Origin of the sequence: Telluria mixta, assembly GCF_029223865.1 — a bacterium.
In the GTDB taxonomy this organism is placed as follows: domain Bacteria; phylum Pseudomonadota; class Gammaproteobacteria; order Burkholderiales; family Burkholderiaceae_D; genus Telluria; species Telluria mixta.
Map to the genome: position 1 here is coordinate 5,488,955 of NZ_CP119520.1, position 25,055 is coordinate 5,514,009.

Below are 25,055 nucleotides of genomic sequence, written 5' to 3' on the forward strand. Positions count from 1 at the left end.
ACAACATGACTACGACCCTAAGACTTTCCCTGCTGGCCGCCAGTGTCGCGCTGGCGCTGCCGGCGTTCGCGCAGACGACCGGCTACCCGCAACCGACGCCGGCCATGCAGGCCATCATCGACAAGGACATCAGCCGCCACTTCGGCGACGCCCCGGCCGACGCGGGCCCGCTCGCGTCGGACCTCTCGCCCGAGCTGACGCCGGCCGCCATCGACAAGGCCTTGCGCAAGGTGGCCGACTGGCAGCTCGCGCGCTCGCAACCGTATTTCTCGCGCATCTGGACGGAGAGCGTGATGTACACGGGCTTCATGGCCGCCTCCGAGGCGACGGGCGATACGAGATACCGCGATGCGATGCTCGCGATGGCGCGCCATTACGATTTCCAGGAACGCGACCGCCTGCCGAATGCGGACGACCTGTCGATCGCGCAGACCTACCTCGACCTGTACTTCCAGGAGAAGAACCCGGGCATGCTGCGCCTGACGAAGGCCGAGATGGACGACCTGCTGCCGCTGGCGACTCTGAAACCCAACGATCCGCGCATCCCGTGGTGGTGGTGCGACGCGCTTTTCATGGCGCCGCCCGTGTGGGCCAAGATGTTCAAGGTGACGGGCGAACGCAAATACCTCGACTACATGCACCTGAACTGGAAGCGCACGTACGACCTCCTGTACGACAAGGAAGAGCATCTGTACGCGCGCGATGCAAGCTACAAGGACAAGCGCGAGGCAAACGGCAGGAAGATCTTCTGGTCGCGCGGCGAAGGCTGGGTGATGGGCGGCCTGGCCAGGGTGCTGGACTACGTGCCGGCGGACGATCCGCAGCGCGGTTTCTACGTGCAGCAGCTGCGCGAGATGTCGGAGAAACTCGCGTCGCTGCAGGGCGCGGATGGCCTGTGGCATGCGGGCCTCCTCGATCCGAAGACGTATCCGTTGCCGGAAGTCTCGGGCTCCGCGCTGTTCGTGTACGGGATGGCGTATGGCGTGAATCACGGCCTGCTCGACGGCGCCAAATACCGCCCGGTGATCGCGAAGGCCTGGGCCGGCATCCTGAAGAACGTGTACGCGGATGGCCGCGTCGGCAATATCCAGCAGACGGGCGCCGAGCCGGCGTTCTATCGTCCGACGTCGAGCTACGACTACGGTGTCGGCGGTTTCATGCTTGCGGCCGCGGAACTCAAGCGCATGGCGCACGGAGGCGTGCGATGAGCGAGACGCGTGCATTCATCATGCGGCTGAAACCCGGCAACGTCGACGAGTACAAGCGTCGCCACGACGATATCTGGCCGGAACTGGCGGAGCTGCTGCGTCAGTCCGGCATTCACGACTATTCGATCTTCCTCGACGAGGCGTCGCTGCAGCTGTTCGCGGTACTGAAGCTGCGGCCGGGGCATACGGTCGCCGCGTTGCCGGAACATCCGGTGATGCGGCGCTGGTGGGATGCGATGGCGCCGCTGATGGAAGTCGAGCCGGGGAACCGGCCAAAGGAGTGGCCATTAAATAGGGTGTTTCATTTGGAGTGAGTCCAACAGCCGTCGTTCCCGCGAAAGCGGGAACCCATGCGTCGCGTGACTCTTGCCTCAGTATGGCTTCCCGCGTGCGCGGGAATGACGGTGTCTGTAAGCTACCTGGCGGGATCCAGCAGCCCGCGAGCCTTGAGCCATTCTTCTGCCCGTTTCGGCCACTCCGACGCCGTCCCGAGCCCCGCCCGCATTCCCATCCCATGCGACCCATGCTCGAACAGATACATCTCGGCCGGCGCCTTCGCCCGCGTCAGCGCCTGGTAGAACAGGATGCTGTTCTCGACGGGGACCGTCTGGTCTTCCTGCGTGTGGATGAGGAGCGTCGGCGGCGTGGCTGCCGTGACCTGCTGCTCGACCGACATCAGCCGCACGTCGGCCGCGGACGGATTCGCACCCAGCAGCGCCTTGCGCGAACCGGCATGCACGGCCGGACCGTCCATCGCGATCACGGGGTACATCAGCATGAGGAAGTCGGGACGCGCGCTGACCTTGTCCAGGTCCGCGCCAGTGCGGCCCAGCGGGTGGTCGAACAGCGTGCCCGCGCTGGCCGCGAGGTGGCCGCCGGCCGAGCTGCCCATCACGCCGATGCGGTCCGGGCGGATGTGGTACCGTGCCGCCTGGGAGCGCACGAGGCGGACCGCGCGCAACACGTCGCGCAGCGGAGCAGGGTGGCCGAACTCCTGCATGCGATACTTCAGCACGAAGCTCGTGATGCCGAGGGTGCCGAGCCACGCGGCATACTGCTCGCCTTCGCGCGCCGTGGACAGCCGTACGTAGCCGCCGCCGGGGCAGATGATGACTGCGGTGCCGTTGGGGCGGTCGACGGCGGGGCCGTACACGGTCAACGTCGGCTCGCTGACGTTGGACACGCGGCCGTCGTCGACGTGTTCCGGGCCGAGGCCGGGCTTCGCATCCGGCACGCCTTCGGGCCACAGCGGGATCACGGCCGTCGCTGTTATCTGCGGCGCCGCAAGGGTAGCGGAAGCGGCATCGACGGCACCGGCGAGCAGCGCGCCGGCGGCGAGTTTCATATAGCGTCTCCTGGTTTCATTCGAACGATTCATTTGAGGTCCTGACATGGTAAAGCTTGGATGGTTGGGCGGCGCACTATTGTGCGCGGGTTTGCTGGGATGTGCGTCGACGCCGGCGCCGGCGCTAGTAGATGGCGCGCTCGGCGCACTGGATATCGTCACGACGCCGGCGGCCACGCTGGAGACGGTCTGGCAGCCGCGCGCCGATGGCGTCATTGCGGTGGCGGGCAAGCCGTCCGGCTTCATCGCCACGCGCGACACGTACACGGACTATCGCCTGCACGTGGAATGGCGCTGGACGGGCAAGCCGGGCAACGGCGGCGTGCTGCTGCACGTGGCGTCCGGGCCGAAGGATGGCGTGTGGCCCTACAGTATCCAGGTGCAGACGAAGCATGGGGCAGTCGGCGACCTGCTGCCGATGGCGGGTGCCACGTTCAACGAACCGCTGACGACGGCGCCGGGTGCCTACCCGCCGATCAAGGCGCATGTGACCGCGGACAGCGAACGCCCGCCCGGCGAGTGGAACAGCATGGACGTGCTGGTGCGCGGAGGCTGCATCGACGTGACGATCAACGGCGTCGCGCAGAACGCCGTCACGATCGCGCAGCCGGCGACGGGCCGCATCGGCTTCCAGCTCGAGGGTACGCCATATGAACTGCGCAACCTGCGCGTGGAACGGCTTTAACGCTTGAGCCATGCTTCCGGCACCGGCACGATGCAGATGTTCAGCGTGCGGCCGTCCGCCGACAGCATGGCGGACTGGATCTCGATGCGCGTTCCGTCCGGGCTGAACGTGGGATGAGGGTGGTCGGCGGCCGTCGTCTTGTGGCCTGTCGTCAGCAGCTTCATCTCGTGCGATGCGCGGTCGATCAGGTACAGGCTGCGGCTGAAATCGTCGCCGACGGCGAAGCGGCCGTCGCTGGACCCGTGCACGTGCCAGAAGCCGCTGCCGGACGGGGTCTGTCCGACGATCTGCATCTGGCGCGTGCGCAGGTTGACGATGGCGAGGCCGCTCGGCTTTTCGCGCGTGCCCGTCTGGCCCCAGCCGTCGTCCTGGCCGGGATTCGCGCCGCCGACGTCCGTGGCCGGGCCGTCCACGGCCGACGCCGCGCCGGGGATCGCGCGGTGGCCCATGATGGCGAGGGCCACTTCGTCCCTGCCGATCACCGCTTCGTGCGTCACCCATTCGTACGGCGCTTCCGGGTACAGCGGACGCAGGCCGCTGCCGTCCGCCTTCACCGTCCACGTGCGCTGCGGCGATTTGCCGCCCGTCTCCCAGCAGAACACGATCTCGCCCGGGTTCCAAAGATTCGCCTGGATGTGGCCGACCTGGAACGGCACGGACACGACGTGGCGCACCTCGCCCGTGCGCAGGTTCACACGCGCGATGCCGGCCGGACCGGCGCCCATCTTGCGCGGACCGGACGCGGGCTCCAGCTTCGTGCCCGGCGCCAGGTGGCGCGCCGACTCGTGCGGGCCGACGCGCACGTACAGCCATTCCTCGTCGGCGTCCAGCGCCGTGTCGCCATACGCTTCCATCGAGGCCGGCAGGGTTGCTGCCACGCGCTGGTAGCTGGCCGCCTCGCGCATGCGGCCGGCCGCGCTGTCCGCGAGCACGCGCGCGAGATCGACTTCGACCACCTGCCGGTCGTCGCCCGCGCGGCGCAGGAAAACGAGCTTCATCGACTTGCGGGCCGCGTTCAGCATGCCTTCGTAGCCACCTTCCGTGACCTGCACGATATCGCCCGTCTTTTCGTTGACGGCCATCGCTTCGTTGCCGGCCAGGCGGGAGCGGAAGATCAGCCACTGGCCGTCCGCCGTCCACTGCGGGTGCGTCTGGTAGATCTTCGAATCGCCGTGCGGGCGGCTCGTCAGGAACGTCAGGCGGGTGCCGGTGACGGGATCGACGACTTCCTTGCGTTCGGACGGGAAGCGCTGGCCGATGGCGGCGGTGGCGTCGAAGGCGGCGAGTAATGTGCAGCAGAATGTGCAACTAAGCGTCAATACGGACAGTATGCGCATGGGCGGTCTCCTGTTTTTAGAATCCGATCATTGTTGCAGCGGCGGCCGCGCACAACCGATCATTTTCCTGATTCTTTGGATGGACCAGTTTTGACACTGAACGGCGGGGGCATAGAATGCAACGCAGAACAGAACAACGAACCGGAATACCGCCATGCCGCTGCTCTCCATCCTGCTCCGCACCGCCGCGCTGATCGTGTTGACCATCGTTGGCGCCCACGCCCAGCCGCTGCCCGCCGCCGTCAATACCGACCCGGCCCGCGCCCAGGTCACGCTGCCGGAACCCGCGAACCCGGCGCTGCCGTCGCTGATCCTGATCGGCGATTCGACCGTCCGCAACGGCCGCGACGACGGCCAGGGCAAGGGTGCGGCGGGCCAGTGGGGATGGGGCAATCCGGTGGCCGCGTGGTTCGATCCCGCCAGGGTCAACGTCGTCAACCGTGCCGTCGGCGGCCTCTCGAGCCGCACGTACATCACGAGCGGCCACTGGGAGCGCACGCTGGCTTTCGTGAAGCGCGGCGACATCGTCGTCATGCAGTTCGGTCACAACGACGCCAGCGCCGTCAACGACACGAGCCGCGCACGGGGGACGATCCGCGGCATCGGCGACGAGACGGAGGAGATCGACAACCTGCTCACCCACAAGCACGAGACCGTGCACACGTACGGCTGGTACCTGCGCCGGTTCGTCGCCGACATCCGCGCGAAAGGCGCCACGCCCGTGATCTGCTCGCCGATCCCGCACAAGCAGTGGGACGCTGCGGGCCACGCGAAGCGCGACCGCGACACGTACGGCGGCTGGGCCGCGGCGGTCGCAAAGGCGGAAGGCGTCGGCTTCATCGACCTGAACGAGGGCATCGCGCGCCGCTACGATGCGCTCGGCCATGACGCCGTCGTGCAGCTGTTCCCGCAGACGACGCCGGACGAGCACACGCACACCAACTGGGCCGGCGCCGTGCTGAATGCGCAGGTGGCCGTCGAGGGCCTGAAAGCGCTGGGCGATCCGCGCATCGCCGCCTGGCTGAAGCCGCAGGCGCCCGTCGATCCGCGGCCGCCGATGCGCGAGGACGACCGTCCCGTCGTCGATGCGCGTACGGTACGCGACGAGGCACCGCGCGACGCGAACCTGCCGACCTTGTACCTCGTCGGCGATTCGACGGTGAAGAGCGGCGGCGTGAACGGCGCCATCGGCTGGGGCGAACGCATCGCGCCGTACTTCGATGCCCGCAAGATCAACGTGGTGAACGCCGCGATCGGCGGCCGCAGCAGCCGCACGTATTTCACGGAAGGCCGCTGGGACAAGGTGCGCGACCAGTTGAAGCGCGGCGACGTCGTGGTGATCCAGTTCGGCCACAACGATGGCGGCCGCATCGGCGACCCCGCGATGAAGAACCGCGCGTCGGCGCCCGGCACCGGTCCGGAGACCGTGGAAGACACCCGCCCGGACGGTACGAAGGAACAGGTACACAGTTTCGGCTGGTACATGGCCCGTTACGCGGAGGATGCGAAGGCGAAGGGCGCCACCGTGGTCCTCGTCGCGCCCGTGCCGCACCGCGACCGGTGGCAGGATGGCCGCGACTTCGCGACGTTCGCCGACTGGGACCGCCAGGTGGCCGAGGCCAATGGCGTACTGTTCATGGACCTGACCCTTCTTGTCTCGGAAGGATACAGGCGCATCGGCGTGGACAAGGTGAACACGCTGTTCGCCGATGCGCGCACGCATACGAATGCGGCGGGCGCCGAGTTCAACGCGGAGCGTGTCGTGGCCGGCCTGAAGGCGCTGCCGGGCAATCCGCTGGGACCATACTTCGCCGACCGGGCGCTGGCGTCGCAATGAGGCTCCTGCCACTGCTCCTGATTGCGCTGGCCGGTGCAGCGCAGGCCGACGAGTGTACCGCGTGGGGCCGCCCCGGTGCGGTGCTGTTCCAGGACGATTTCTCCGGACCGCAGACGGGCTGGGTGGTCGAGTATGCGCGCAAGCCGGGCAATGTCGTCGAGAACCGCGACGGGCGGCTGCTGATGGACGTGGACGGCGGTGCCACCGTGTGGCTGGATCGGCCGCTGACCGGCAACGTGCAGATCAGCTTTATGCGCCGCGTGATCGTGGACGGCGGGAAGAATGACCGGCTGTCCGACCTGAACGTGTTCTGGATGGCGCGCGATCCGAAACGCGCCGACCTGTTCACGCGCAGCGGCAAGTTCGAAGACTACGACGACCTCACGCTGTACTACGTGGGCATCGGCGGCAACCGCAACACGACGACGCGCCTGCGCCGCTATGGCGACGGCGTCCGGGCCCTGATCGCCGAATACACCGACGGCGCGCACCTCTTGGCCCCGAACCGCGACTATCGCATCGAGGTCGCGGTCTACGAAGGCTGCACGCGCGTGCGCGTGGACGGCAATACCTGGTTCACGTACCGCGACCCGCGCCCGCTGAGGAGCGGCTGGTTCGGCCTGCGCACGACATGGTCGCGCCAGACGGTGGACGATCTGAAAATACAACGACTCGACTGACAGGAGACATGCTTGAAGAACCGTTTGAAGCCATGCGTCGCAGGGGCACTGGCTGCGTGCGCGCTGTCCGCATCCGCCCAGCAGGCGCCGGCCCCGCAGGAAAAGGGCCCGGCCGCGGCCGACGCCATGCTGCACGCGCTGGATGTGCATTACCCGACGCCCTACCGCGCGATGGATGCGGCCGAGGTCAAGGCCGTGCTGGACCGCGTGTTCGATTACCTGGACAAGGCGACGCCGGCCGAGGTGATCGACCAGCGCACGGGCGCGCCCATCGCCGACCTGGCGAAGCCGGATCCGAACGCCGTGCTGAAGCCGGGCGACTTCCGCCTGACCAGCTATGAATGGGGCGTCACCTACACGGGCATGCTGGCCGCGGGCGCCGCCACGGGCGACCGCCGCTACACGGACTACGCGATCAGGCGCCACGAGCTGCTGGCGCGGCTGACGAAGACCTGGCTCCCCGTCGTCCAGGCGGACCGCGAGCATGCCGCCGCCCCCATCAAGAGCTTCCTGAACCCGCATGCGCTGGACGATGCCGGCGCGCTGTGCCAGAGCTTCCTGAAGGCGAAGCTGGAGGGATCGCCGGTCGATTACTCGCAGATGATTCCGATCTGCGGCGACTTCGTCACGAAAAAGGAATACCGGCTGAAGGACGGCACGCTGGCGCGGGGCGGTCCGGACGGCCGCGGCGGCGTGAAAATGCGGCCGCTGCCGGACACGCTGTGGCTGGACGACATGTTCATGGGCGTGCCCACGATCGCGTGGCTGGGCAAGGCGACGGGCGACACGCGCCATTACGACGACGCGGCGCGCCAGGTGCTGCAGTTCTCGAAGCGCATGTTCAACCGGAGTCTCGGCATCTACATGCACGGCTACGTCGAAGGCTCGCGCGACCATCCGGAGATGCATTGGGCGCGGGCGAACGGCTGGGCGGTGATGGCCATGGTCGAGGTGCTGGAAGTGCTGCCGAAGACGCACAAGGATTACAAGGCCGTGCTGGAACAGCTGCGCGCACACGTCAAGGGCCTCGCCGGCTACCAGACGAAGGACGGCTTCTGGCACCAGCTCATCGACCGCAACGACACGTACCAGGAGACGTCCGCCACCGCGATCTACACGTACGCCATCGCACGTGCCGTCAACCGCGGCTATGTCGACGCGCAGGCCTACGGTCCGATGGCCAACCTCGCGTGGAATGCCGTCGCGAGCAAGGTGCAGCCGAACGGGCAGATCGAAGGGATTTGCGTCGGCACGGGGATGGCGTTCGATCCCGCGTTCTATGCGTACCGGCCGACGAGCGTGAAGGCGGCGCACGGGTACGGGCCGACCCTGCTGGCGGGGGCGGAGATCATCGCGATGAACCGCAAGTTCAAGTTCGGCCTGAACGACAGCGGGTTGATGTACCAGGGCGTGCGTTGACTCAGACCTCGATCACGAGATCTTCCCGGAACGCCGCCTGCTCGCCCTTGTTCGCATAGCCGAGCGGATTCGCGACCACCCGGCAGCGCCAGCCCGTGCCTTCGACGACGTAGTCGTTCGCACAATGCAGGTGGCCGTGCATCCACACGTCGGCGAACGGCAGCAGGTCGTCCAGCGCATTGCAGAACCCCGCCGTGCCGGGCGAGATGCCGTAGCGCGGGTCGGCGCTGCGCAGGGTCGGGGCGTAGTGGGTGACGGCGACGGTGGTGCCGTCGAACGGCGTGGCGAGTGCGTCGCGCAGCCACGCCTGGCAGGCGAACGACAGTTCGCGCTGGCCTTCCGCCAGCAGCGGCACGCCATCGACGAGCGTCGTGTTCCCGCTCAGGTAATAATTCGCGGCGCGGAACGCCTTTTCGCGCTGCTTGAGCTGGCGGCCGATGTCGGTCTCGCTCACGGCCAGCGCGTCGAAGTCGGCCCACAAGGTCGTGCCGATGAAGCGGACGTCGCCGATGGTGACGATCTCGCGGTCGAGCCATGTGATGTCCAGCGCGGCGCAGGTCGCGCGCAGGCGTGCCTGCGTGGCGTCGAACTCGAGGCCGTCGAATTCGTGGTTGCCCGGGACGTACAGCACACGGGCAGGAGCGCCCGTGGCGGATGGGGCGAAGCGCCCGAGGCCGAAGTCGTCGGTGTCCAGGCGCGAGCGGGCCTGGTACGACCCGATGTCGCCGGCAAGGACGACGACGTCCGTGTCGGCGAAGATGGTCGGCTGGAACCCGGGATCGCGTTCGAGGTGAAGGTCGGAAAAGAGCTGGATACGCATCCAGCCAGTATACAGCCTCCTGCCGGGACCCCGGGGACGGGTGCTTACTTGCCGGCTTCCTGCAGCTTTTCGCCGGCGCGCTCCAGGCCGCGGCCCGTGGCGGCGGTCGCGTCTTTCGCGCCTTCCTTCACGTCGTGCGCGGCTTCTTTCGAGTCCTGGCGCACTTCGGCGCCGGCCTGCTGCATCTTGTCGCCCGCACGGTCGGCGGCCGCCTTGACGTTCTCGTTGGCCTCGTGCGCGGCTTCCTTCGCGTTCGCGCCGGCCTGCTGGGCAGCGGCGTTGGCGTTGGCGGCAGCTTCCTTCGACTCGGCCGCGGCCTTGGCGCCCGCGTCGTCGATGGCCTTGCCGGCCTCCTGCGCCGGACCCATGCCGTTCTTGTCCTCGGCTTTGTGGCAACCCGTGACAAGCACGGCGACAGCAAGCATGATGCTCGAAATGGTGGTGGCTTTCATAATGTTCTCCTAGTAAGAAGTTGTCACTTAGATTACACAATTTCGCAAGGATGCGGCGTACGATACGGCTGGGCCAGACAAGGAGCGGGAAATGAGCGACACGAACACACAGAAAGAAACGGCAATGGACTTCCTTCGGTTGACCGCGCGCGGCCAGGTCGACGACGCGTTCGCGCGTTACGCGGCGCCGGGTTTCCGCCACCACAATCCGCATTTCGCGGCCGATGCGGCGACCCTGCAGGCGGCCATGAAGGAGAACGCGGGACGGTTCCCGCACATGGTGTTCGAGGTGCAGCGCGCGCTCTGCGACGGCCCGCTGGTGGCCGTGCATTCGCGCGCGGTACTGGAGGAAGGGGGAGCGGAACTGGCGATCGTCCACATCCTGCGTTTCGAGGACGGACGGATCGCGGAGATGTGGGACATCGCCCAGGCGGCGCCCGTCCCGATGGCGAACCGGGACGGGATGTTCTAGTTCAGATGGCCCAGCCGCCGGCGTAGAACGCGGCCAGTGCGACGGCGATGCTGACGGTGCCGAAGTTCAGCTTGCGCCATTCGCCCGCCAGCACGCGGCCGATCACGAGGGTGCAGAAGCCCAGCATGATGCCGGTGACGATGTTGCAGGACAGGAGGATGAACACGGCGCATACGAGGCCGGCCAGCGCATCGAGCTTGTCGTCCATGTTCATGTGCGCCACGCTGCTCAGCATCAGCAGGCCGACGTACATCAGCGCCGGTGCGGTGGCGTAGGACGGCACCAGGCCGGCCAGCGGCGAGAAAAAGATCAGGCCCAGGAACAGCAGGCCGACGACGACGGCGGTGAGGCCGGTCTTCGCGCCGGCCGCGGTGCCGACACCCGATTCGATGTAGGCCGCCGCCGGTGCGCCGCCCACGAGGCTCGAGAAAATGGAGCTGACCGAATCGGCCGTGAGGGCCTTGCCGCCGTTGTGGATGTAGCCGCGGGCATCGACCTGGCCGGCCTGGCCGGCGACGGCGCGGATGGTGCCGGTGGCGTCGAACACGGCGGTCATGACGAGGGCCAGCACGCTGGGCAGCACGGCCATGCTCAGTGCGCCCTTGATGTCCATCGCGCCGATCAGCGACGCGTGCCCCGGGCTGCTCAGCTGCGGCCACGAGAAGATGCCGGTGAAGTGCACCTTCGGGTCGAAGGCCAGGCCGAGTGCGGAGATGGCGATCACGACGAGCAGGATGCCGCCCGGGACCTTGCGCTGTTCCAGGCCGAAGATGGCGGCCAGGCCGAGGATGCTCATCACGACCGGGAAGGACGTGATCTGGCCCAGCGCGACCGGCAGGCCGGCGCCCGCGTTCTTGACGACGAGGCCGACCTCGCTGGACGCGATCATCAGCAGGAACAGGCCGATGCCGACGCCGGTGCCGTGTGCGACGCCGGACGGGAGGTTCTGCAGGATCCACGAGCGCACGCCGGTGATGGAGATCGCCGTGAAGATCACGCCCATCAGGAACACGGCGCCCAGCGCGATCGCGGGGCTCAAGCCCTTGCCCAGCACGAGGCCGAAGGCGGTGAATGCGGTCAGCGAGATCGCGCAGCCGACGGCGATCGGCAGCCGCGCCCAGAATCCCATCAGCAGCGAACCGAAGGCCGCCGTGAGGCACACGGCCACGAACACGGCGCTGACGTCGAAGCCGGCCTGGCCCAGCATGCCGGGCACGACGAACACCGAATACACCATGGCGAGGAAGGTGGTGACGCCGGCCACCACCTCGGTCCGCTGCGTGCTGCCGCGTGCCGAGATCTGGAAGTACTGGTCGATTTTGCCGCGGGCGGCAGGTGGGGACGTGAAAGTCTCCGCGCGTTCGACGCGCTGGAGTTGAGGCTGTGACATGGCGGCTGCTCCTCCGTGTTATTGCCCGATGGCCGCTGCTTGGGCGATCGCCGGGGTGTCTCGTCGTTATGGAGTTGGAAGCTTAGAGCCGAAGGTGCCCGGCGATACATGCGTTTGGTGAATAGGCGCTATAACGAAACTTGTATTGCCTTTATCAAAACATCGATGCCGCGGCGGGGCTGGCTATGCCGGCGACGCGCGGCGGCGAGCATGCATGTTTGCAATCTTGCATTGAGCGGCAACAAATATTCCCTATATCGCCGAAATTGTAGATTCGATGCAACGTTTGCGCCACATCTGGTACCTATGATGCCATACTGCAACTCGACGTTCAAAAAGTTTCCCCATGCGGTGACAAACGGTTAGATTTGCCGCCTCTCGACCGCGCTAGCATGGACCGAACGTGTTCCACACGTCCCTATCTTGTGCGCAATCAATCGCATGGCGGATCTCCCGCCATCGGCCACCAGGAGACCATCATGAAGACTCCCACCACCATCCACCACCGCATTGCCGCCTGTGCCGCCGTCATGTTGGGCGCGCTTCCGCTGGCCGCCGGTGCCTGCGGCTCGGAGCCGTATGTCGGGGAGGTGTGCACGTTCGCATTCGACTGGTGTCCACAGGGTTACCTCCCGGCCGACGGCCGCTCGCTGACGATCCAGCAGAACCAGCTTATCTTTGCGCTCATCAGTTATCAGTACGGAGGCAGCGGAAATAATTTCAACCTGCCCGACCTGCGCGGCCGTTCGACGGTCGGTATCGGCCAGGGCCAGAATTTCGCGAACGTCGCCCTGGCGCAAAAGGTCGGCCAGCAGCAACTGACGCTGACGCCGGCGCAGACCCCGGTGGCACCGCACGCGCACCCGGCCGCATTCGTGCCCGTCGTCGGCCCGGTCGACGTGGCCATCCCGGCCAGTCAGGGCAATCTCGGCGTCGCCGCCACGCTGCCGGTCGGCACGTCGTCATCCGGCGCCACGGCGGTGCCGGCGTCCGGCCAGAATTACCTGACCGCGATCAGCGGCCAGATCGGCGCGAGCACCGTCGCCGTGAAAGGCCCATACACGACCACGAAGCCGTCGGCGGCGACCTTGCCGGCCGACGTCACGTTGACCGGCAGCGCCGGCAGCGCCGCTGCGACGGTGAAGGTCAACATGGTGACGGGCGGTACGGTCACCGTCCAGAACAATCAACCCGTGGCCGCGGGCCAGGCCGTGTCCACCCAGTCCCCGGGGCTAGGGATGACCGTGTGTATCGCGGTCCTCGGTCTCTATCCCCAACGGCCCTGAATCAAAGGTAAGCCCATGTATCGCCAGACTTCCTCCCACCTCGTTTCTCATGCCGTCCAGCCAAGGGAAATCGCATTCATCGACAGCGCGCTGGACGACCGCGCGCTCCTCGCCGCGGCCTTGCGGCCCGGCGTGGCGGTCGTCGAATTCGGCGGCGGCCAGGACGGTCTGGCGCAACTGGCCCTGTGGGCGGATGGACAGGCGGACTACGACGCCATCCACGTCCTCTGCCACGGCGAACCGGGCCGCCTGGCGCTTGGCGGGCACGCGCTCGACCTGGACGGTCTCGGGCGGCCGGAGGCGGCAGCGGCGCTGGCGGCGCTCGGCGCTGCGTTGACGCCTGGCGGCGCGCTGTTGCTGTACGCCTGCTCGGTGGGCGCGGGCGACGTCGGCCGGCGTTTCGTGACGGCGCTGGCGCAAGCGACCGGTGCGGCCGTGGCGGCGTCCGAGGTCCCGACCGGTGCGGCCGCGCGGGGCGGCGACTGGGCACTGGCGGTGCGCACGGGGACGGTCTTCGTGCCGCTGGCGGTGGACGTGGCGCGTGCGGTTGCGTGGCCGCATTTGATGGCAGGCGTCGCCTTCGACCTGTCGGCCGGTACGCGGGACGACAATACCGACCTCGCGGGCGCCGTCACGGAAACGATCGGCGGCCTGACCATGTCCGCCATCGCAATCCCGCTTCCTGGCCAATTCGACAACGACGCCTATATCTGGGACACCACCCAATTTGGCGACTTCGTGCCAAGCGGCACGTGGTCCTACATTGCGACGAGCAACAACAGCGTCATGTTGATCAGCCAGATGGGGGTCACCGCGTCGGTGACGGTGACCTTCAGCCAGGCCCTGGCGTTGAACTCGCTCGACTTTGCCGACGCCATGGACCTCTCCGGGGCGAGACTACGCATCACTGCCACGAACACCGGCGACACGACCGTCGTCGACGTACCCGCGCACGCCGATTGCCACGTCGTCCTGAACTGGGTCGGCGTGACGGGATTCACGATCACCAACGAGCTCGGGTCGGCGCTGGACCCGCTCATCATGGACAACATCGTCGTCACGCCGGGCGCCACGCCCACGACGACGGTCACCACCGCGTCGCTGTCGGCCGACACCGGCGCGAGCAGCACCGACTTCGTGACGAAAACGGCGGCGCAGACCATCAGCGGCACGCTGAGCGGCCTGCTGGCGAGCGGCGAAGCCGTGCAGATCTCCTACGACAACGGCGCCCACTGGCAGAACGCGGGCACTTACACGGTCGGCAGCAATACCTGGTCCACGACCACGACGCTGGCCGGCAGCGGCACGATGCAGGTGCGCGTGACCAACGCCTACGGCGGCAGCACGGCGTACAGCCACACGTACACGATGGATACGACGGCGCCCAACGCACCGTCGACGCCCGACCTGGGCAGCGCGAGCGACAGCGGGGCGTCGAACAGCGATAACATCACCGCGAACGTTACGCCCGTCATCACCGGCACGGCGGAAAGCGGCAGCACGGTCACGCTGTACGATACCGACGGCACGACGGTGCTGGGCACGGCGACGGCCGCGGGCGGATCGTGGTCGATCCCAGCCAGCGCATTGGGGCAGGGCAGTCATACGCTGACTGCGAAAGCGACCGATCTGGCGGGCAACGTGTCCAACGCGTCGTCGGGGTTGGCGGTGACGATCGATACGGCGGCGCCCGCGAGCCTCGCGCTGAGCGCATCGAGCCTCGTTGCGGCGAACGCCGGCAGCGGCGCTAGCGTCGGCACGCTGTCCGCGATCGATGCGACGGCCGTGACGTATGCCTTCGCGGTCGGCAATGGCACCAACGATGCCGACAACGGCCAGTTCGCCGTGTCGGGGACGACGCTGAGCGTCGGCGGCTCGGCGCTCACCGCCGGGACGTACCACGTCTATCTCTCCGCAACGGATGCCGCCGGCAACGTCGGTTATCTCGCGCAAACCATCACCGTGCAATCGGTCCCCGCCGTCAGTTCGATCGTGCGCGGGGCGGCGCAGGTGCGGGCGTGGCTGGATCGGCGACGTCGGTCGACTACACGGTCACGTTCAGCGAGAGCGTATCGGGTGTCGACGCGAGCGATTTCGCGTTGACCGCCACCGGTACGGCCTCCGGTGCCATCGCGGCCGTCAGCGGCAGCGGCACGACCTATACGATCACGGTGGACTCGCTCGCGGGCGACGGCACCCTGCGCCTGGACCTGAACGCCAGCGGCACCGGCATCCAGAACGGATCGAGCGTCGCGATCGCGAGCGGTTACACGGCCGGCGCGGCGTACACGCTGGACCATACGGCGCCGAACGCGCCGTCGACGCCCGATATGAGCAGCGCCAGTGACGGCGGTTCGTCGAGCAGCGACGACATCACGGCGACTGCAACGCCGGTCGTCACCGGCACGGCGGAAGCCGGCAGCACGGTCACGTTGTACGACACGAACGGCACGACGGTGCTCGGGACCACGACCGCCACGGGCGGCAACTGGTCGATCACGGCCGGCACGCTGGCCGAGGGTAGTCATACGCTGACGGCGAAGGCGGCCGATGCGGCCGGCAACGTGTCGAACGCGTCGGGTGCGCTGGCGGTCACGATCGACACGACGGCGCCGGCGAGCGTCGCCCTGAGCGCATCGACTGTCGCCACGTCCAGTGCCGGCAGCGGCGCCGCGGTGGGTACGTTGTCCGCGACCGACGCGACGGTCGTGACGTATGCGCTGACCACCGGCAACGGCACCAACGATGCCGACAACGGACAGTTCGCCGTGTCGGGCAACGCCCTAGCCGTGGGCGGCTCGGCGCTGACGGCCGGGACATATCACGTGTACCTGTCCGCAACCGATGCAGCCGGCAACGTCAGCTATCTCGCGCAGAACATCACCGTGGTGGACGCGCCCACGGTCAGTTCGATCGTGCGCGCGGGTGGCGCGGGCGCTGGCGCGGCCGGATCGGCGACGTCGGTCGACTACACGGTCACGTTCAGCGAGAGCGTCACGGGTGTCGACGCGAGCGATTTCGCGTTGACCGCCACCGGCACCGCGTCCGGCACCATCGCCTCGGTCAGCGGCAGCGGCACGACGTACACCGTCACGGTCGGCTCGCTCGCCGGCGACGGCACGCTGCGGCTCGATGTGAACGCCAGCGGCACGGGTATCCTGAACGGCAGCAGCATTGCCATCGGCGGCGGCTACACGAGCGGCGCGACGTACGCGCTGGACCACACGGCGCCGAACGCGCCGTCAACGCCCGATTTGAACGGCGGCAGCGACAGCGGGTCGTCGAACAGCGACGACATCACGTCTTCCGTTACACCCGTCATCACGGGCACTGCGGAAGCCGGCAGCACGGTCACGTTGTACGACACGAACGGCACGACGGTGCTCGGGACCACGACCGCCACGGGCGGCAACTGGTCGATCACGGCCGGCACGCTGGCCGAAGGCAGCCATACGCTGACGGCGAAGGCGGCCGATGCGGCCGGCAACGTGTCGAACGCGTCGGGTGCGCTGGCGGTGACGATCGACACGACGGCGCCGGCGAGCGTGGCGCTCAGCGCAACCAGCCTTGTCACGGCGAACGCCGGCAGCGGCGCAAGCGTTGGGACGCTGTCGGCGACCGATGCGACAGCCGTGACATATGCGCTGGCCACCGGCAACGGCACCAACGATGCCAACAACGCGCAGTTCGCGCTGTCGGGGAATACGGTCACCGTCGGCGGCTCGGCGCTGACAGCGGGCACGTACCACGTTTATCTGTCCGCGACGGATGCCGCCGGCAACGTCAGCTATCTTGCAGAGAACATCACCGTGCAGGACGCACCCACGGTCAGCTCGATCGTCCGCGTGGGCGGCGCCGACGCGGGCGCGGCAACGTCGGTCGACTACACGGTCACGTTCAGCGAGAGCGTGACGGGCGTCGATGCGGGCGATTTCGCGCTCACCGCCACCGGTACGGCTGCCGGCCACATTTCGGCCGTCAGCGGCAGCGGCACGACGTACACCGTCACGGTCGGCTCGCTCACCGGCGACGGTACGCTGCGGCTCGACTTGAATGCCAGCGGCACCGGGATCCAGAACGGAAGCAGCATTGCCATCGGCGGCGGCTACACGAGCGGCGCGACGTACGCGCTGGACCACACGGCGCCGAACGCACCGTCGTCACCTGATTTGAGCGGCGGCAGCGACAGCGGTTCGTCGAACAGCGACGACATCACGTCTTCCGTTACACCCGTCATCACGGGCACGGCGGAAGCCGGTAGCACGGTCACGTTGTACGACACGAACGGCACGACGGTGCTCGGCACGGCGGGCGCCACGGGCGGCGTGTGGTCGATCACGGCGAACACGCTGGTCGACGGCAACCACACGCTGACGGCGAAGGCGACCGATGCGGCCGGCAATGTATCGAACGCGTCGGGGGCGCTGGCGGTGACGATCGACACGACGGCGCCGGCGAGCGTGGCGCTCAGCGCATCCAGCCTCGTCACGGCAAACGCCGGCAGCGGCGCGACGGTCGGCACATTGTCCGCGACCGACGCGACGGCTGTGACGTATGCGCTGGCCAGCGGCAGCAACGATGCCGACAATGCGAAATTCGCATTGTCCGGGAACACGCTGACCATCGGCGGTTCGGCGCTGGCAGCCGGCACGTACCACGTTTATCTGTCCGCGACGGATGCCGCCGGCAACGTCAGCCACATCGCGCAGAATATCACCGTGCAGGACGCGCCTTCGGTGACCTCGATCGTGCGTGTGGGCGGCGCCGACGCGGGCGCGGCCACTTCGGTCGACTACACGGTCACGTTCAGCGACAGCGTGACGGGCGTCGACGCGGGCGACTTCGCACTGACTGCAACCGGCACGGCGGGAGGCCATATCGCCGCCGTCAGCGGCAGCGGTACCACGTACACGGTCACGGTCGATTCGCTCGCCGGCGACGGTACGCTGCGGCTCGACTTGAATGCCAGCGGTACCGGGATCCAGAACGGAAGCAGCATTGCCATCGGCGGCGGTTACACGAGCGGCGCAACGTACACGCTGGACCACACGGCGCCGAACGCACCGTCGACGCCCGATTTGAACGGCGGCAGCGACAGCGGGTCGTCGAACAGCGACGACATCACGTCTTCCGTTACGCCCGTCATCACGGGCACGGCGGAAGCCGGCTGCACGGTCACGTTGTACGACACGAACGGCACCACGGTACTCGGGACCACGACCGCCACGGGCGGCAACTGGTCGATCACGGCCGGCACGCTGGCCGAGGGCAATCACGCGCTGACGGCGAAGGCGACCGACGCGGCCGGCAACGTGTCGAACGCGTCGTCGCCGTTGGCGGTGACGATCGACACGACGGCGCCGGCGAACGTGGCGCTCAGCGCATCCAGCCTCGTCACGGCAAACGCCGCCAGCGGGGCCATGGTCGGTACGTTGTCCGCGACCGACGCGACGGCTGTGACGTATGCGCTCGCCAGCGGCAGCAACGATGCCGACAACGCGAAGTTCGCACTGTCCGGGAACACGCTCGCCGTCGGCGGCTCGGCGCTGACAGCTGGCACGTACCACGTTCATCTGTCCGCGACGGATGCCGCCGGTAACGTCTCCTATCTCGCGCAGAACATTACCGTGCAGGACGCGCCCACCGTCAGCTCGATCGTGCGTGTGGGCGGCACCAACGCGGGCGCGGCTACTTCGGTCGACTACACGGTCACGTTCAGCGACAGCGTGACGGGCGTCGACGCAGGCGACTTCACGCTCACCGCCACCGGCACGGCGGCCGGTCACATCGCGGCCGTCAACGGCAGCGGCACCACGTACACGGTCACGGTTGACTCGCTCGCCGGCGACGGCACGCTGCGGCTCGATTTGAACGCCAGCGGCACCGGCATCCAGAATGGCGGCAGCATTGCCATCGGCGGTGGCTACACGGGCGGCGCGACGTACACGCTGGACCACACGGCGCCGAACGCACCGTCGACGCCCGATTTGAACGGCGGCAGCGACAGCGGCGCGTCGAACAGCGACGACATCACGTCTTCCGTTACGCCCGTCGTCACGGGCACGGCGGAAGCCGGCAGTACGGTCACGTTATACGACACGAACGGCACCACGGTGCTCGGGACCACGACCGCCACGGGCGGCAACTGGTCGATCACGACCGGCACGCTGGCCGAGGGCAGCCATACGCTGACGGCGAAGGCAACCGACGCGGCCGGCAACGTGTCGAACGCATCGTCGCCGTTGGCGGTGACGATCGATACGACCGCGCCGGCAAGCGTGGCGCTGAGCGCAACCACCCTCGTCACGGCGAACGCCGGCACCGGCGCCACGGTCGGTACGTTGTCTGCGAACGACGCGACGGCTGTGACGTACGCGCTGGCCAGCGGCAGCAACGATGCCGACAACGCGAAGTTCGTCCTGTCCGGGAACACGCTGACCATCGGCGGTTCGGCGCTGACAGCCGGCACGTACCACGTTAATTTGTCCGCGACGGATGCCGCCGGCAACGTCAGCCACATCGCGCAGAATATCACCGTGCAGGACGCGCCTTCGGTGACCTCGATCGTGCGTGTGGGCGGCGCCGACGCGGGCGCGGCAACGTCGGTCGACTACACGGTCACGTTCAGCGACAGCGTAACGGGCGTCGACGCGAGCGACTTCGCGCTGACCGCCAGCGGCACGGCGGCCGGTCACATCGCGGCCGTCAACGGCAGCGGCACCACGTACACGGTCACGGTCGATTCTCTCGCCGGCGACGGTACGCTGCGGCTCGATTTGAACGCCAGCGGCACCGGCATCCAGAATGGCGGCAGCATTGCCATCGGCGGCGGCTACACGAGCGGTGCGACGTACACGCTGGACCACACGGCACCGAATGCGCCGTCGACGCCCGATTTGAGCGGCGGCAGCGACAGCGGCACATCGAACACCGACAACATCACTGCGAACGCCGTCCCCATCATCACGGGCACGGCGGAAGCCGGCAGCACGGTCACCTTGTACGACACGAACGGCACGACGGTGCTGGGAACGACGACCACCACGAACGGCACCTGGTCCATCGCGGCGTCGACACTGGCCGACGGCAACCATAGGCTGACGGCAAAGGCAACCGACGCGGCAGGCAACGTATCGAACGCTTCGGCGCCGCTCACGATCGCCATCGACACCGTTGCCGCCGCACCCGGCGCGATCGCACTCGCGGCGGCCAGCGACAGCGGCGTCGCCGGCGACGGCATCACCAGCGTCAACGCGCCCGCCATCGCGGGCACGGCGGAAGCCAACGCCACGGTGACCCTGTACGACACGGACGGCACGACCCAGCTGGGAACGACGACGGCCGACGGTGCGGGCGCCTGGCAGATCGTCTCGGCCGCGCTGGCGGACGGGGTCCACACGCTGACGGCGCGGCAGGTCGACCGCGCGGGCAATGCGTCGGCCGCGAGTGCCGGGCTGACCGTGACCGTCGATACGCAAGCGCCCGCTGCGCCGGAGGCGCCGGCCGTGGGCGCCGCCAGCGACACGGGCACGGTTGGCGACGGCATCACGACCGTCACGCGACCCGTGATCCGGGGCACCGGTGCGGCCAACGCCATCGTCGCACTGTACGACACCGACGGCTCGACCGTGCTGGGCACCGCCACCGTCGACGGTGCCGGCAACTGGAGCGTCACGAGCGCCGCGCTGGCCGTCGGCACGCATGCGTTGACGGCGAAGCAGGTCGACGCGGCCGGCAACGTGTCCGCGGCCGGCGCCGCCCTGGCGCTCACCATCGCGGCGCCGCCACCGCCGCCGCCCGCGTCGTCGACGATCGACGGCGTCGCGGTCAGCGCCCAGCCGGTCGTCCTGCCGGGCGGCGGGTCGGGCACGCAGACCGTGGTGCCGATCGTGACGCCGTCCCGCGTGGAATCGACCGGCGCCGCCGCGGTGGCGGACATCCCGCTCGTGCAATCCGGCGGCGCGAACCTGCTGTTGGCCCAGGTGCCGGTCGGCTTCGGCCTGAGCGCCACCGGTGGCGCGAGCCGGCCCGCCGGCGATCCGCTCGAGCATCTGATCCAGGCCATTGTCGCGGCCACGCCGGGCCATGCGCCGGCCGACCAGGCGCACCTGACCGGCAACGGCCAGCAGTTCCTGCAGGCGCTGGCCGCGGATGCGCCTTTGCTCGTGCAGACCGTCGCGCCCGTATCCACGGGCACGGCGCCGGCCGGCCAGCTGGTCCTCACCGGTACGAGTGACGGCGCGCAGCACACGGCACTCGTCATCGACGCGACCGGGCTGGCCGCCGGCAGCCGCATCGCGCTGAACGGCGTCGATTTCGCGGCCGTCGTCGGCGCCGCAAACGTGACCGGCCATTCGGCGGGCCAGATCCTGACGGGCGACGCGGCCGCGCAGACGTTCACGGTGGCCGGGAACCTCGGCGGCGCGGTGTTCGCGGGCGGCGGCGGCGACCGGCTTGCGTTCGCGGCCACGCCGGCCACGCCGGCCAGCGCGGACGGCGGCGTGCGGGCCGATGCAGGGCCGGTCAACACGATCCTGCACGGCGGTCTTGGCACTGATACCGCCGTGTTCGACGGCGCACGGTCGGCCTACACGTTCGAGCAGCACGAAGGCTACCTGGTCGTCACGCCGACCGGACAGCCGGCGCAGCACGCGGTGGTGGTCAACGTCGAGAGCCTGCAGTTCGCGGACGCGACGGAAGCCGTCGTCAATCGCGCCGGCCTGTCCTCGATCGCCGGCCTGTACGAAGCGATCCTCGGGCGCCAGGCCGATTACCTCGGCATGGATTTCTGGGGCGGCGCGGACAGGAACGGCGTCGGTCTCGGCGAGATCGCGCTGCGGATGATCGCGTCCCAGGAAGCGCAGGGGCGGCTGAGCGGCGCGTTCGACGGCAACGCGTCCCACGACGTCGCGCTGTTGTACCAGGACCTGTTCGGCCGCGCGGGCGAGGCGGCCGGCCTGGCCTTCTGGACCGATGCGATGGCGCATGGCATGACCCTGGCGCAGGTGGCGCAGTCGTTCGCGACATCCGCCGAGTTCGAGCAGCACAAGGTCGGCGTCGCGCAATGGGATTTCTTCGTCTGACCGTGCGCGCTCACGCCGTCCGCACGGACAGTTCGACGTCGTCGGCGAACGGCATCGACAGATAGCCCGACGCCGGCGCGCGCACATGCGCGAGGTAGTCCGGGCTGTGGTCCGCATTGTCCGCGATGATCGCGGCGCCCGGCCGCAGGTGCGGTTCCAGCAGCGCCAGGATGTCGGGATATAAAGCCTTGGCGCCGTCCAGCAGGACGAGGTCGATGGCGTCCGGCAGGTCGCCGGCGAGCGTCCGCAGCGCGTCGCCCATGCGGATCTCGACGAGATCGAGCAGGCCGGCGTCTGCCAGGTTGGCGCGCGCGCGCTCGGCCTTCGCCGCCTCGAACTCGCTGGTGATCAGCCGCCCGCCGCCGTTGTCGCGCAGGGCGGCGGCCAGGTGGATGGTCGAGATGCCGAACGACGTGCCGAATTCGACGATCGTCCGGGCCCGGCTCGTGCGCGCCAGCATGTAGAGCAGGATGCCGGTGCCGCGCGAGACGGGCAGCGCAAGGTCCTTCAGGCGGCCGTACAGGTCGCGGTAATCCGTCTTGCTGCGCATGAGTCGTTGCAGTTCGTCGGGCGGGAGGTCGCGGCAGGCGGCCAGCGGCGATTCGGCATCGGTCTCGGCGAACAGGCGCGCCAGCAGCGGGGCGACGGGGGTGGTGGCAAGGGTGGTCATCGGGGTTCCTTGTGGTGGTTGATGGGGTCCGGTTATTATGCGAATAATCCTTCAGGTTTTCTATTCGCATTCCCGGAGCCACCGATGACCGAACGCCGCCGCCCCCAGATCGCCTCCCGTAAAGCGCCAAAACAGGCGCGTTCCAACGAGCTCGTGGCGGCCGTGCTGGAGGCGGCTGTTCAGGTTTTGGCGACGGAAGGGGCGCAGCGCTTCACGACGTCGCGCGTGGCGGAGAAGGCAGGGGTGAGCGTCGGTTCGCTGTACCAGTACTTCCCGAACAAGGCGGCGATCCTGTTCCGCCTGCAGAGCGACGAATGGCGCCGGACGACGGCCATGTTGTCCGCCATCCTCGCGGATACGGCGCGGCCGCCGCTGGACCGGTTGCGTTCATTGGTGCACGCGTTCGTGCGGTCGGAACGCGAAGAGGCGGCGATGCGCGTGGCGCTGAACGACGCGGCGCCGCTGTACCGCGATGCGCCGGAAGCGCGCGAAGTCAGGCAGTCGGGGGAAGAGGCGGTGCGGACGTTTTTGCGCGAGGCCCTGCCGTCGGCGCCGGACACGACGCGCGCGCTGGCCGCCGATCTGCTGACCGACACGCTGTCGGCGGTCGGCAAGCAGTTTTCGGAGCGGCCGCGCACGCCGGGGGAGATCCTGGCGTACGCGGATGCGCTCGCGGATATGTTGTGTGCGTGGATGGATAGGCTTGAGCGTCGTTCCCGCGAAGGCGGGAACCCATACTGAGTGACAGGATTCGATACATAGGAGGCCTGCAGCATCCTTGACTGAGCGGCTTCGGTGACTCGGCATGGATTCCCGCTTGCGCGGGAATGACGAGCGTATGTCAGCGACCCAGCACCCTGGCCAGATACTCCTGGTGCGTCGGCACCGACTTCACCGCCTCCGCCAGCTGGACTGCGCGTTCCCGCACCCACTCCAGCGACTGCTCGTCGGTGATCAGCTTCAGGGTCGGATCGCTGCGCGTCGGCCAGTTCTGCATGCCTGCGTGGATGGCGAGCCAGCTGTGGCCGTCGAAGCCTTCCTCGTCGTACTGGTGCAGCGCGCCGGTTTCGCGCCACGCATGCAGCTTGTAGGCAAGCGTCTCGGGCAGGTCCGCGCCCGCCATGTACTGCCAGAACGGCGTGTCGCGGCGCGCGGTCAGGCAGTAGTGCATCAGGATGAAGTCGCGGATGCGTTCGAACTGGCGCGTGAGCCCCGTGTTGTAGGCATCGACCAACCCCGGCGCGACCGGCCCGCCCCGCTGGAGGAGGGTCATCAGGCGGCCGACGCCCACCTGCACGAGGTAGATGCTGGTCGATTCGAGCGGCTCGAGGAAGCCCGTCGCAAGGCCGATGCCGACCACGTTGTGCGACCAGAACTTCGCGCGGTGGCCCGTCGTGAAGCGCAGCAGGCGCGGTTCCGCGAGCGCTTCGCCGTCGAGCTGCTGCAGCAGCTGTTCGCGCGCCTTGTCCTCGTCGATGAAGCGGCTGGAAAACACGTGGCCGTTGCCCGTGCGGTCCTGCAGCGGGATGCGCCACGCCCAGCCGGCGTCCAGCGCCGTCGCGCGGGTGTACGGCGTCAGGCTGTCGCCCACGCGCGCGGACGGCACGGCCCATGCACGGTCGACCGGCAGCCAGCGCGAAAAATCGACGAACTGCTCGCCCAGCGTACGCCCCAGCAGAAGCGACGAGAAGCCGGAACAGTCGATGAACAGGTCGGCGCCGACGGTGCGGCCGTCGTCCAGCTTCAGCGATGCCACGCCGCCGTCCGGCCGGCGCGCCACGTCGACGACCTTGCCCTCGGTGCGGCGCACGCCGCGCTTCAGGGCGATGTCGCGCAGGAAGCGGGCGTACAGGATGGCGTCGAAGTGGTAGGCGTAGTTGAAATTGGCGGCATCCTTGCCGGGCGCGCAGAAGCGGTCGTTCATCGCCATCACGGACGGCAGGCATTGCTCGCCGAACGTGGGCAGGTTGGCCTGCGGATGGCGGCGGTACTGGCCCCACAGCGACTCGGGGCCGCTCAACATGCCGAAGTCGCCGAACGTGTGGTAGTAGTCCTCGCCCTTCACGCGCCAGTCGCGGAACCGGATGCCCAGCTTGTACGTTCCGTTGGTCGCGCGCAGGAAATCCGCTTCGGGAATGCCCAGGATCTGGTGGTAGTTGCGGATCGAGGGGAAGGTGGCTTCGCCGACGCCGACCGTGCCGATGTCTTCTGACTCCACCAGTTCCACCGTCGCGCCCTTCAGGCCCGTCGCGAGGGCCGTCGCGGCCATCCAGCCGGCCGTGCCGCCGCCGAGGACCACGATGCGTTCATAAGTCATGCTGCTGTCTCCTGTTGTATGCACAACGATTGTACTGATGTCTTTACGGCGCGC

At 68.2% G+C, this 25,055-nt stretch carries 17 protein-coding genes and 1 pseudogene; 11 read left to right on the plus strand and 7 right to left on the minus strand.

Translation table 11 applies throughout. The annotated features are described in order from the left end of the window. The first annotated feature begins 5 nt into the window (after positions 1–5). Complete coding sequence (locus P0M04_RS24230) at positions 6–1,208, plus strand: glycoside hydrolase family 88/105 protein (protein ID WP_259449227.1); 1,203 nt, start codon at positions 6–8, stop codon at positions 1,206–1,208. Continuing rightward, a complete protein-coding gene (locus P0M04_RS24235) occupies positions 1,205–1,522 on the plus strand; it encodes an L-rhamnose mutarotase (RefSeq protein ID WP_259449226.1) in 318 nt (105 codons plus the stop codon). Before P0M04_RS24230 ends, P0M04_RS24235 begins: the two co-directional genes overlap by 4 nt. Before the next feature lie 101 nt (positions 1,523–1,623). Here the strand turns inward: P0M04_RS24235 and P0M04_RS24240 are convergent, their stop codons facing one another. Continuing rightward, a complete protein-coding gene (locus P0M04_RS24240) occupies positions 1,624–2,553 on the minus strand; it encodes an alpha/beta hydrolase (protein ID WP_259449225.1) in 930 nt (309 codons plus the stop codon). A 46-nt stretch (positions 2,554–2,599) separates the two neighbouring features. Between P0M04_RS24240 and P0M04_RS24245 the strand changes: the two genes are divergently transcribed. Further along, positions 2,600–3,238, plus strand: coding sequence for a 3-keto-disaccharide hydrolase (locus tag P0M04_RS24245; RefSeq protein ID WP_259449224.1), 639 nt, complete (start codon positions 2,600–2,602; stop codon positions 3,236–3,238). On the opposite strand, the gene P0M04_RS24250 is transcribed toward P0M04_RS24245, so the two are convergent. Then, a complete protein-coding gene (locus P0M04_RS24250; RefSeq protein WP_259449223.1) occupies positions 3,235–4,575 on the minus strand; it encodes a TolB family protein in 1,341 nt (446 codons plus the stop codon). The two genes, P0M04_RS24245 and P0M04_RS24250, sit on opposite strands and share 4 nt — an antisense overlap. Positions 4,576–4,729: 154 nt before the next feature. Between P0M04_RS24250 and P0M04_RS24255 the strand changes: the two genes are divergently transcribed. Genes P0M04_RS24255 through P0M04_RS24265 form a run of 3 tightly spaced genes read left to right on the plus strand, consistent with a single transcriptional unit; the run spans position 4,730 to position 8,511 of the window. Beyond that, entirely contained in the window at positions 4,730–6,412 is a 1,683-nt protein-coding gene (locus P0M04_RS24255; protein ID WP_259449222.1) for a rhamnogalacturonan acetylesterase, read from the plus strand. Continuing rightward, positions 6,409–7,092 carry a DUF6250 domain-containing protein gene (locus tag P0M04_RS24260; protein WP_259449221.1) on the plus strand — a complete coding sequence of 228 codons (684 nt, stop codon included), beginning with the start codon at positions 6,409–6,411 and terminating at the stop codon, positions 7,090–7,092. The genes P0M04_RS24255 and P0M04_RS24260 overlap by 4 nt, the downstream gene beginning before the upstream one ends. 12 nt (positions 7,093–7,104) lie before the next feature. After that, positions 7,105–8,511, plus strand: a complete 1,407-nt coding sequence (locus P0M04_RS24265; protein ID WP_259449220.1) for a glycoside hydrolase family 88/105 protein — start codon at positions 7,105–7,107, stop codon at positions 8,509–8,511. A gap of 1 nt (position 8,512) precedes the next feature. Here the strand turns inward: P0M04_RS24265 and P0M04_RS24270 are convergent, their stop codons facing one another. Beyond that, positions 8,513–9,331, minus strand: coding sequence for a metallophosphoesterase (locus tag P0M04_RS24270; protein WP_259449219.1), 819 nt, complete (start codon positions 9,329–9,331; stop codon positions 8,513–8,515). Positions 9,332–9,375: 44 nt separating this feature from the next. Next, positions 9,376–9,783 carry a hypothetical protein gene (locus tag P0M04_RS24275; RefSeq protein ID WP_259449218.1) on the minus strand — a complete coding sequence of 136 codons (408 nt, stop codon included), beginning with the start codon at positions 9,781–9,783 and terminating at the stop codon, positions 9,376–9,378. 91 nt (positions 9,784–9,874) lie between these two features. On the opposite strand from P0M04_RS24275, the gene P0M04_RS24280 reads away from it, so the two are divergent. Continuing rightward, complete coding sequence (locus tag P0M04_RS24280; protein ID WP_259449217.1) at positions 9,875–10,255, plus strand: nuclear transport factor 2 family protein; 381 nt, start codon at positions 9,875–9,877, stop codon at positions 10,253–10,255. Between the two features lies 1 nt (position 10,256). Here the strand turns inward: P0M04_RS24280 and P0M04_RS24285 are convergent. Further along, positions 10,257–11,582: pseudogene (locus tag P0M04_RS24285) on the minus strand (NCS2 family permease); the annotation flags it as partial. Between the two features lie 542 nt (positions 11,583–12,124). On the opposite strand from P0M04_RS24285, the gene P0M04_RS24290 reads away from it, so the two are divergent. The 3 genes from P0M04_RS24290 to P0M04_RS24300 are packed head-to-tail and all read left to right on the plus strand — an operon-like array spanning position 12,125 to position 22,014. After that, the gene (locus P0M04_RS24290) at positions 12,125–12,931 is read left to right on the plus strand and encodes a phage tail protein (RefSeq protein ID WP_259449215.1); all 807 of its coding nucleotides are present in this window, start codon (positions 12,125–12,127) and stop codon (positions 12,929–12,931) included. A 15-nt stretch (positions 12,932–12,946) separates the two neighbouring features. Continuing rightward, positions 12,947–15,034, plus strand: a complete 2,088-nt coding sequence (locus tag P0M04_RS24295) for a DUF4347 domain-containing protein (protein WP_281042088.1) — start codon at positions 12,947–12,949, stop codon at positions 15,032–15,034. Continuing rightward, the gene (locus P0M04_RS24300; protein WP_281042089.1) at positions 14,950–22,014 is read left to right on the plus strand and encodes an Ig-like domain-containing protein; all 7,065 of its coding nucleotides are present in this window, start codon (positions 14,950–14,952) and stop codon (positions 22,012–22,014) included. Before P0M04_RS24295 ends, P0M04_RS24300 begins: the two co-directional genes overlap by 85 nt. Before the next feature lie 10 nt (positions 22,015–22,024). Here the strand turns inward: P0M04_RS24300 and P0M04_RS24305 are convergent, their stop codons facing one another. Further along, a complete protein-coding gene (locus tag P0M04_RS24305; RefSeq protein ID WP_259449213.1) occupies positions 22,025–22,684 on the minus strand; it encodes an O-methyltransferase in 660 nt (219 codons plus the stop codon). A gap of 84 nt (positions 22,685–22,768) precedes the next feature. Here P0M04_RS24305 and P0M04_RS24310 point away from each other — a divergent pair, with 84 nt between their 5' ends. Beyond that, on the plus strand, positions 22,769–23,425 hold the full coding sequence (locus P0M04_RS24310) for a TetR/AcrR family transcriptional regulator (protein ID WP_259449212.1): 657 nt from the start codon (positions 22,769–22,771) through the stop codon (positions 23,423–23,425). Between the two features lie 100 nt (positions 23,426–23,525). Here P0M04_RS24310 and P0M04_RS24315 read toward each other — a convergent pair whose 3' ends face one another. Further along, positions 23,526–25,001, minus strand: coding sequence for a tryptophan halogenase family protein (locus P0M04_RS24315; RefSeq protein ID WP_259449211.1), 1,476 nt, complete (start codon positions 24,999–25,001; stop codon positions 23,526–23,528). Between the last annotated feature and the right edge of the window lie 54 nt (positions 25,002–25,055).

What these genes read in the sequence shown, in the direction of transcription:
- P0M04_RS24230 (WP_259449227.1), top strand. Translation starts at nt 6, where the DNA reads ATGACTACGACCCTAAGACTTTCCCTGCTGGCCGCCAGTGTCGCGCTG.
- P0M04_RS24235 (WP_259449226.1), top strand. Translation starts at nt 1,205, where the DNA reads ATGAGCGAGACGCGTGCATTCATCATGCGGCTGAAACCCGGCAACGTC.
- P0M04_RS24240 (WP_259449225.1), bottom strand. Translation starts at nt 2,553, where the DNA reads ATGAAACTCGCCGCCGGCGCGCTGCTCGCCGGTGCCGTCGATGCCGCT.
- P0M04_RS24245 (WP_259449224.1), top strand. Translation starts at nt 2,600, where the DNA reads ATGGTAAAGCTTGGATGGTTGGGCGGCGCACTATTGTGCGCGGGTTTG.
- P0M04_RS24250 (WP_259449223.1), bottom strand. Translation starts at nt 4,575, where the DNA reads ATGCGCATACTGTCCGTATTGACGCTTAGTTGCACATTCTGCTGCACA.
- P0M04_RS24255 (WP_259449222.1), top strand. Translation starts at nt 4,730, where the DNA reads ATGCCGCTGCTCTCCATCCTGCTCCGCACCGCCGCGCTGATCGTGTTG.
- P0M04_RS24260 (WP_259449221.1), top strand. Translation starts at nt 6,409, where the DNA reads ATGAGGCTCCTGCCACTGCTCCTGATTGCGCTGGCCGGTGCAGCGCAG.
- P0M04_RS24270 (WP_259449219.1), bottom strand. Translation starts at nt 9,331, where the DNA reads ATGCGTATCCAGCTCTTTTCCGACCTTCACCTCGAACGCGATCCCGGG.
- P0M04_RS24275 (WP_259449218.1), bottom strand. Translation starts at nt 9,783, where the DNA reads ATGAAAGCCACCACCATTTCGAGCATCATGCTTGCTGTCGCCGTGCTT.
- P0M04_RS24280 (WP_259449217.1), top strand. Translation starts at nt 9,875, where the DNA reads ATGAGCGACACGAACACACAGAAAGAAACGGCAATGGACTTCCTTCGG.
- P0M04_RS24290 (WP_259449215.1), top strand. Translation starts at nt 12,125, where the DNA reads ATGAAGACTCCCACCACCATCCACCACCGCATTGCCGCCTGTGCCGCC.
- P0M04_RS24295 (WP_281042088.1), top strand. Translation starts at nt 12,947, where the DNA reads ATGTATCGCCAGACTTCCTCCCACCTCGTTTCTCATGCCGTCCAGCCA.
- P0M04_RS24305 (WP_259449213.1), bottom strand. Translation starts at nt 22,684, where the DNA reads ATGACCACCCTTGCCACCACCCCCGTCGCCCCGCTGCTGGCGCGCCTG.
- P0M04_RS24310 (WP_259449212.1), top strand. Translation starts at nt 22,769, where the DNA reads ATGACCGAACGCCGCCGCCCCCAGATCGCCTCCCGTAAAGCGCCAAAA.
- P0M04_RS24315 (WP_259449211.1), bottom strand. Translation starts at nt 25,001, where the DNA reads ATGACTTATGAACGCATCGTGGTCCTCGGCGGCGGCACGGCCGGCTGG.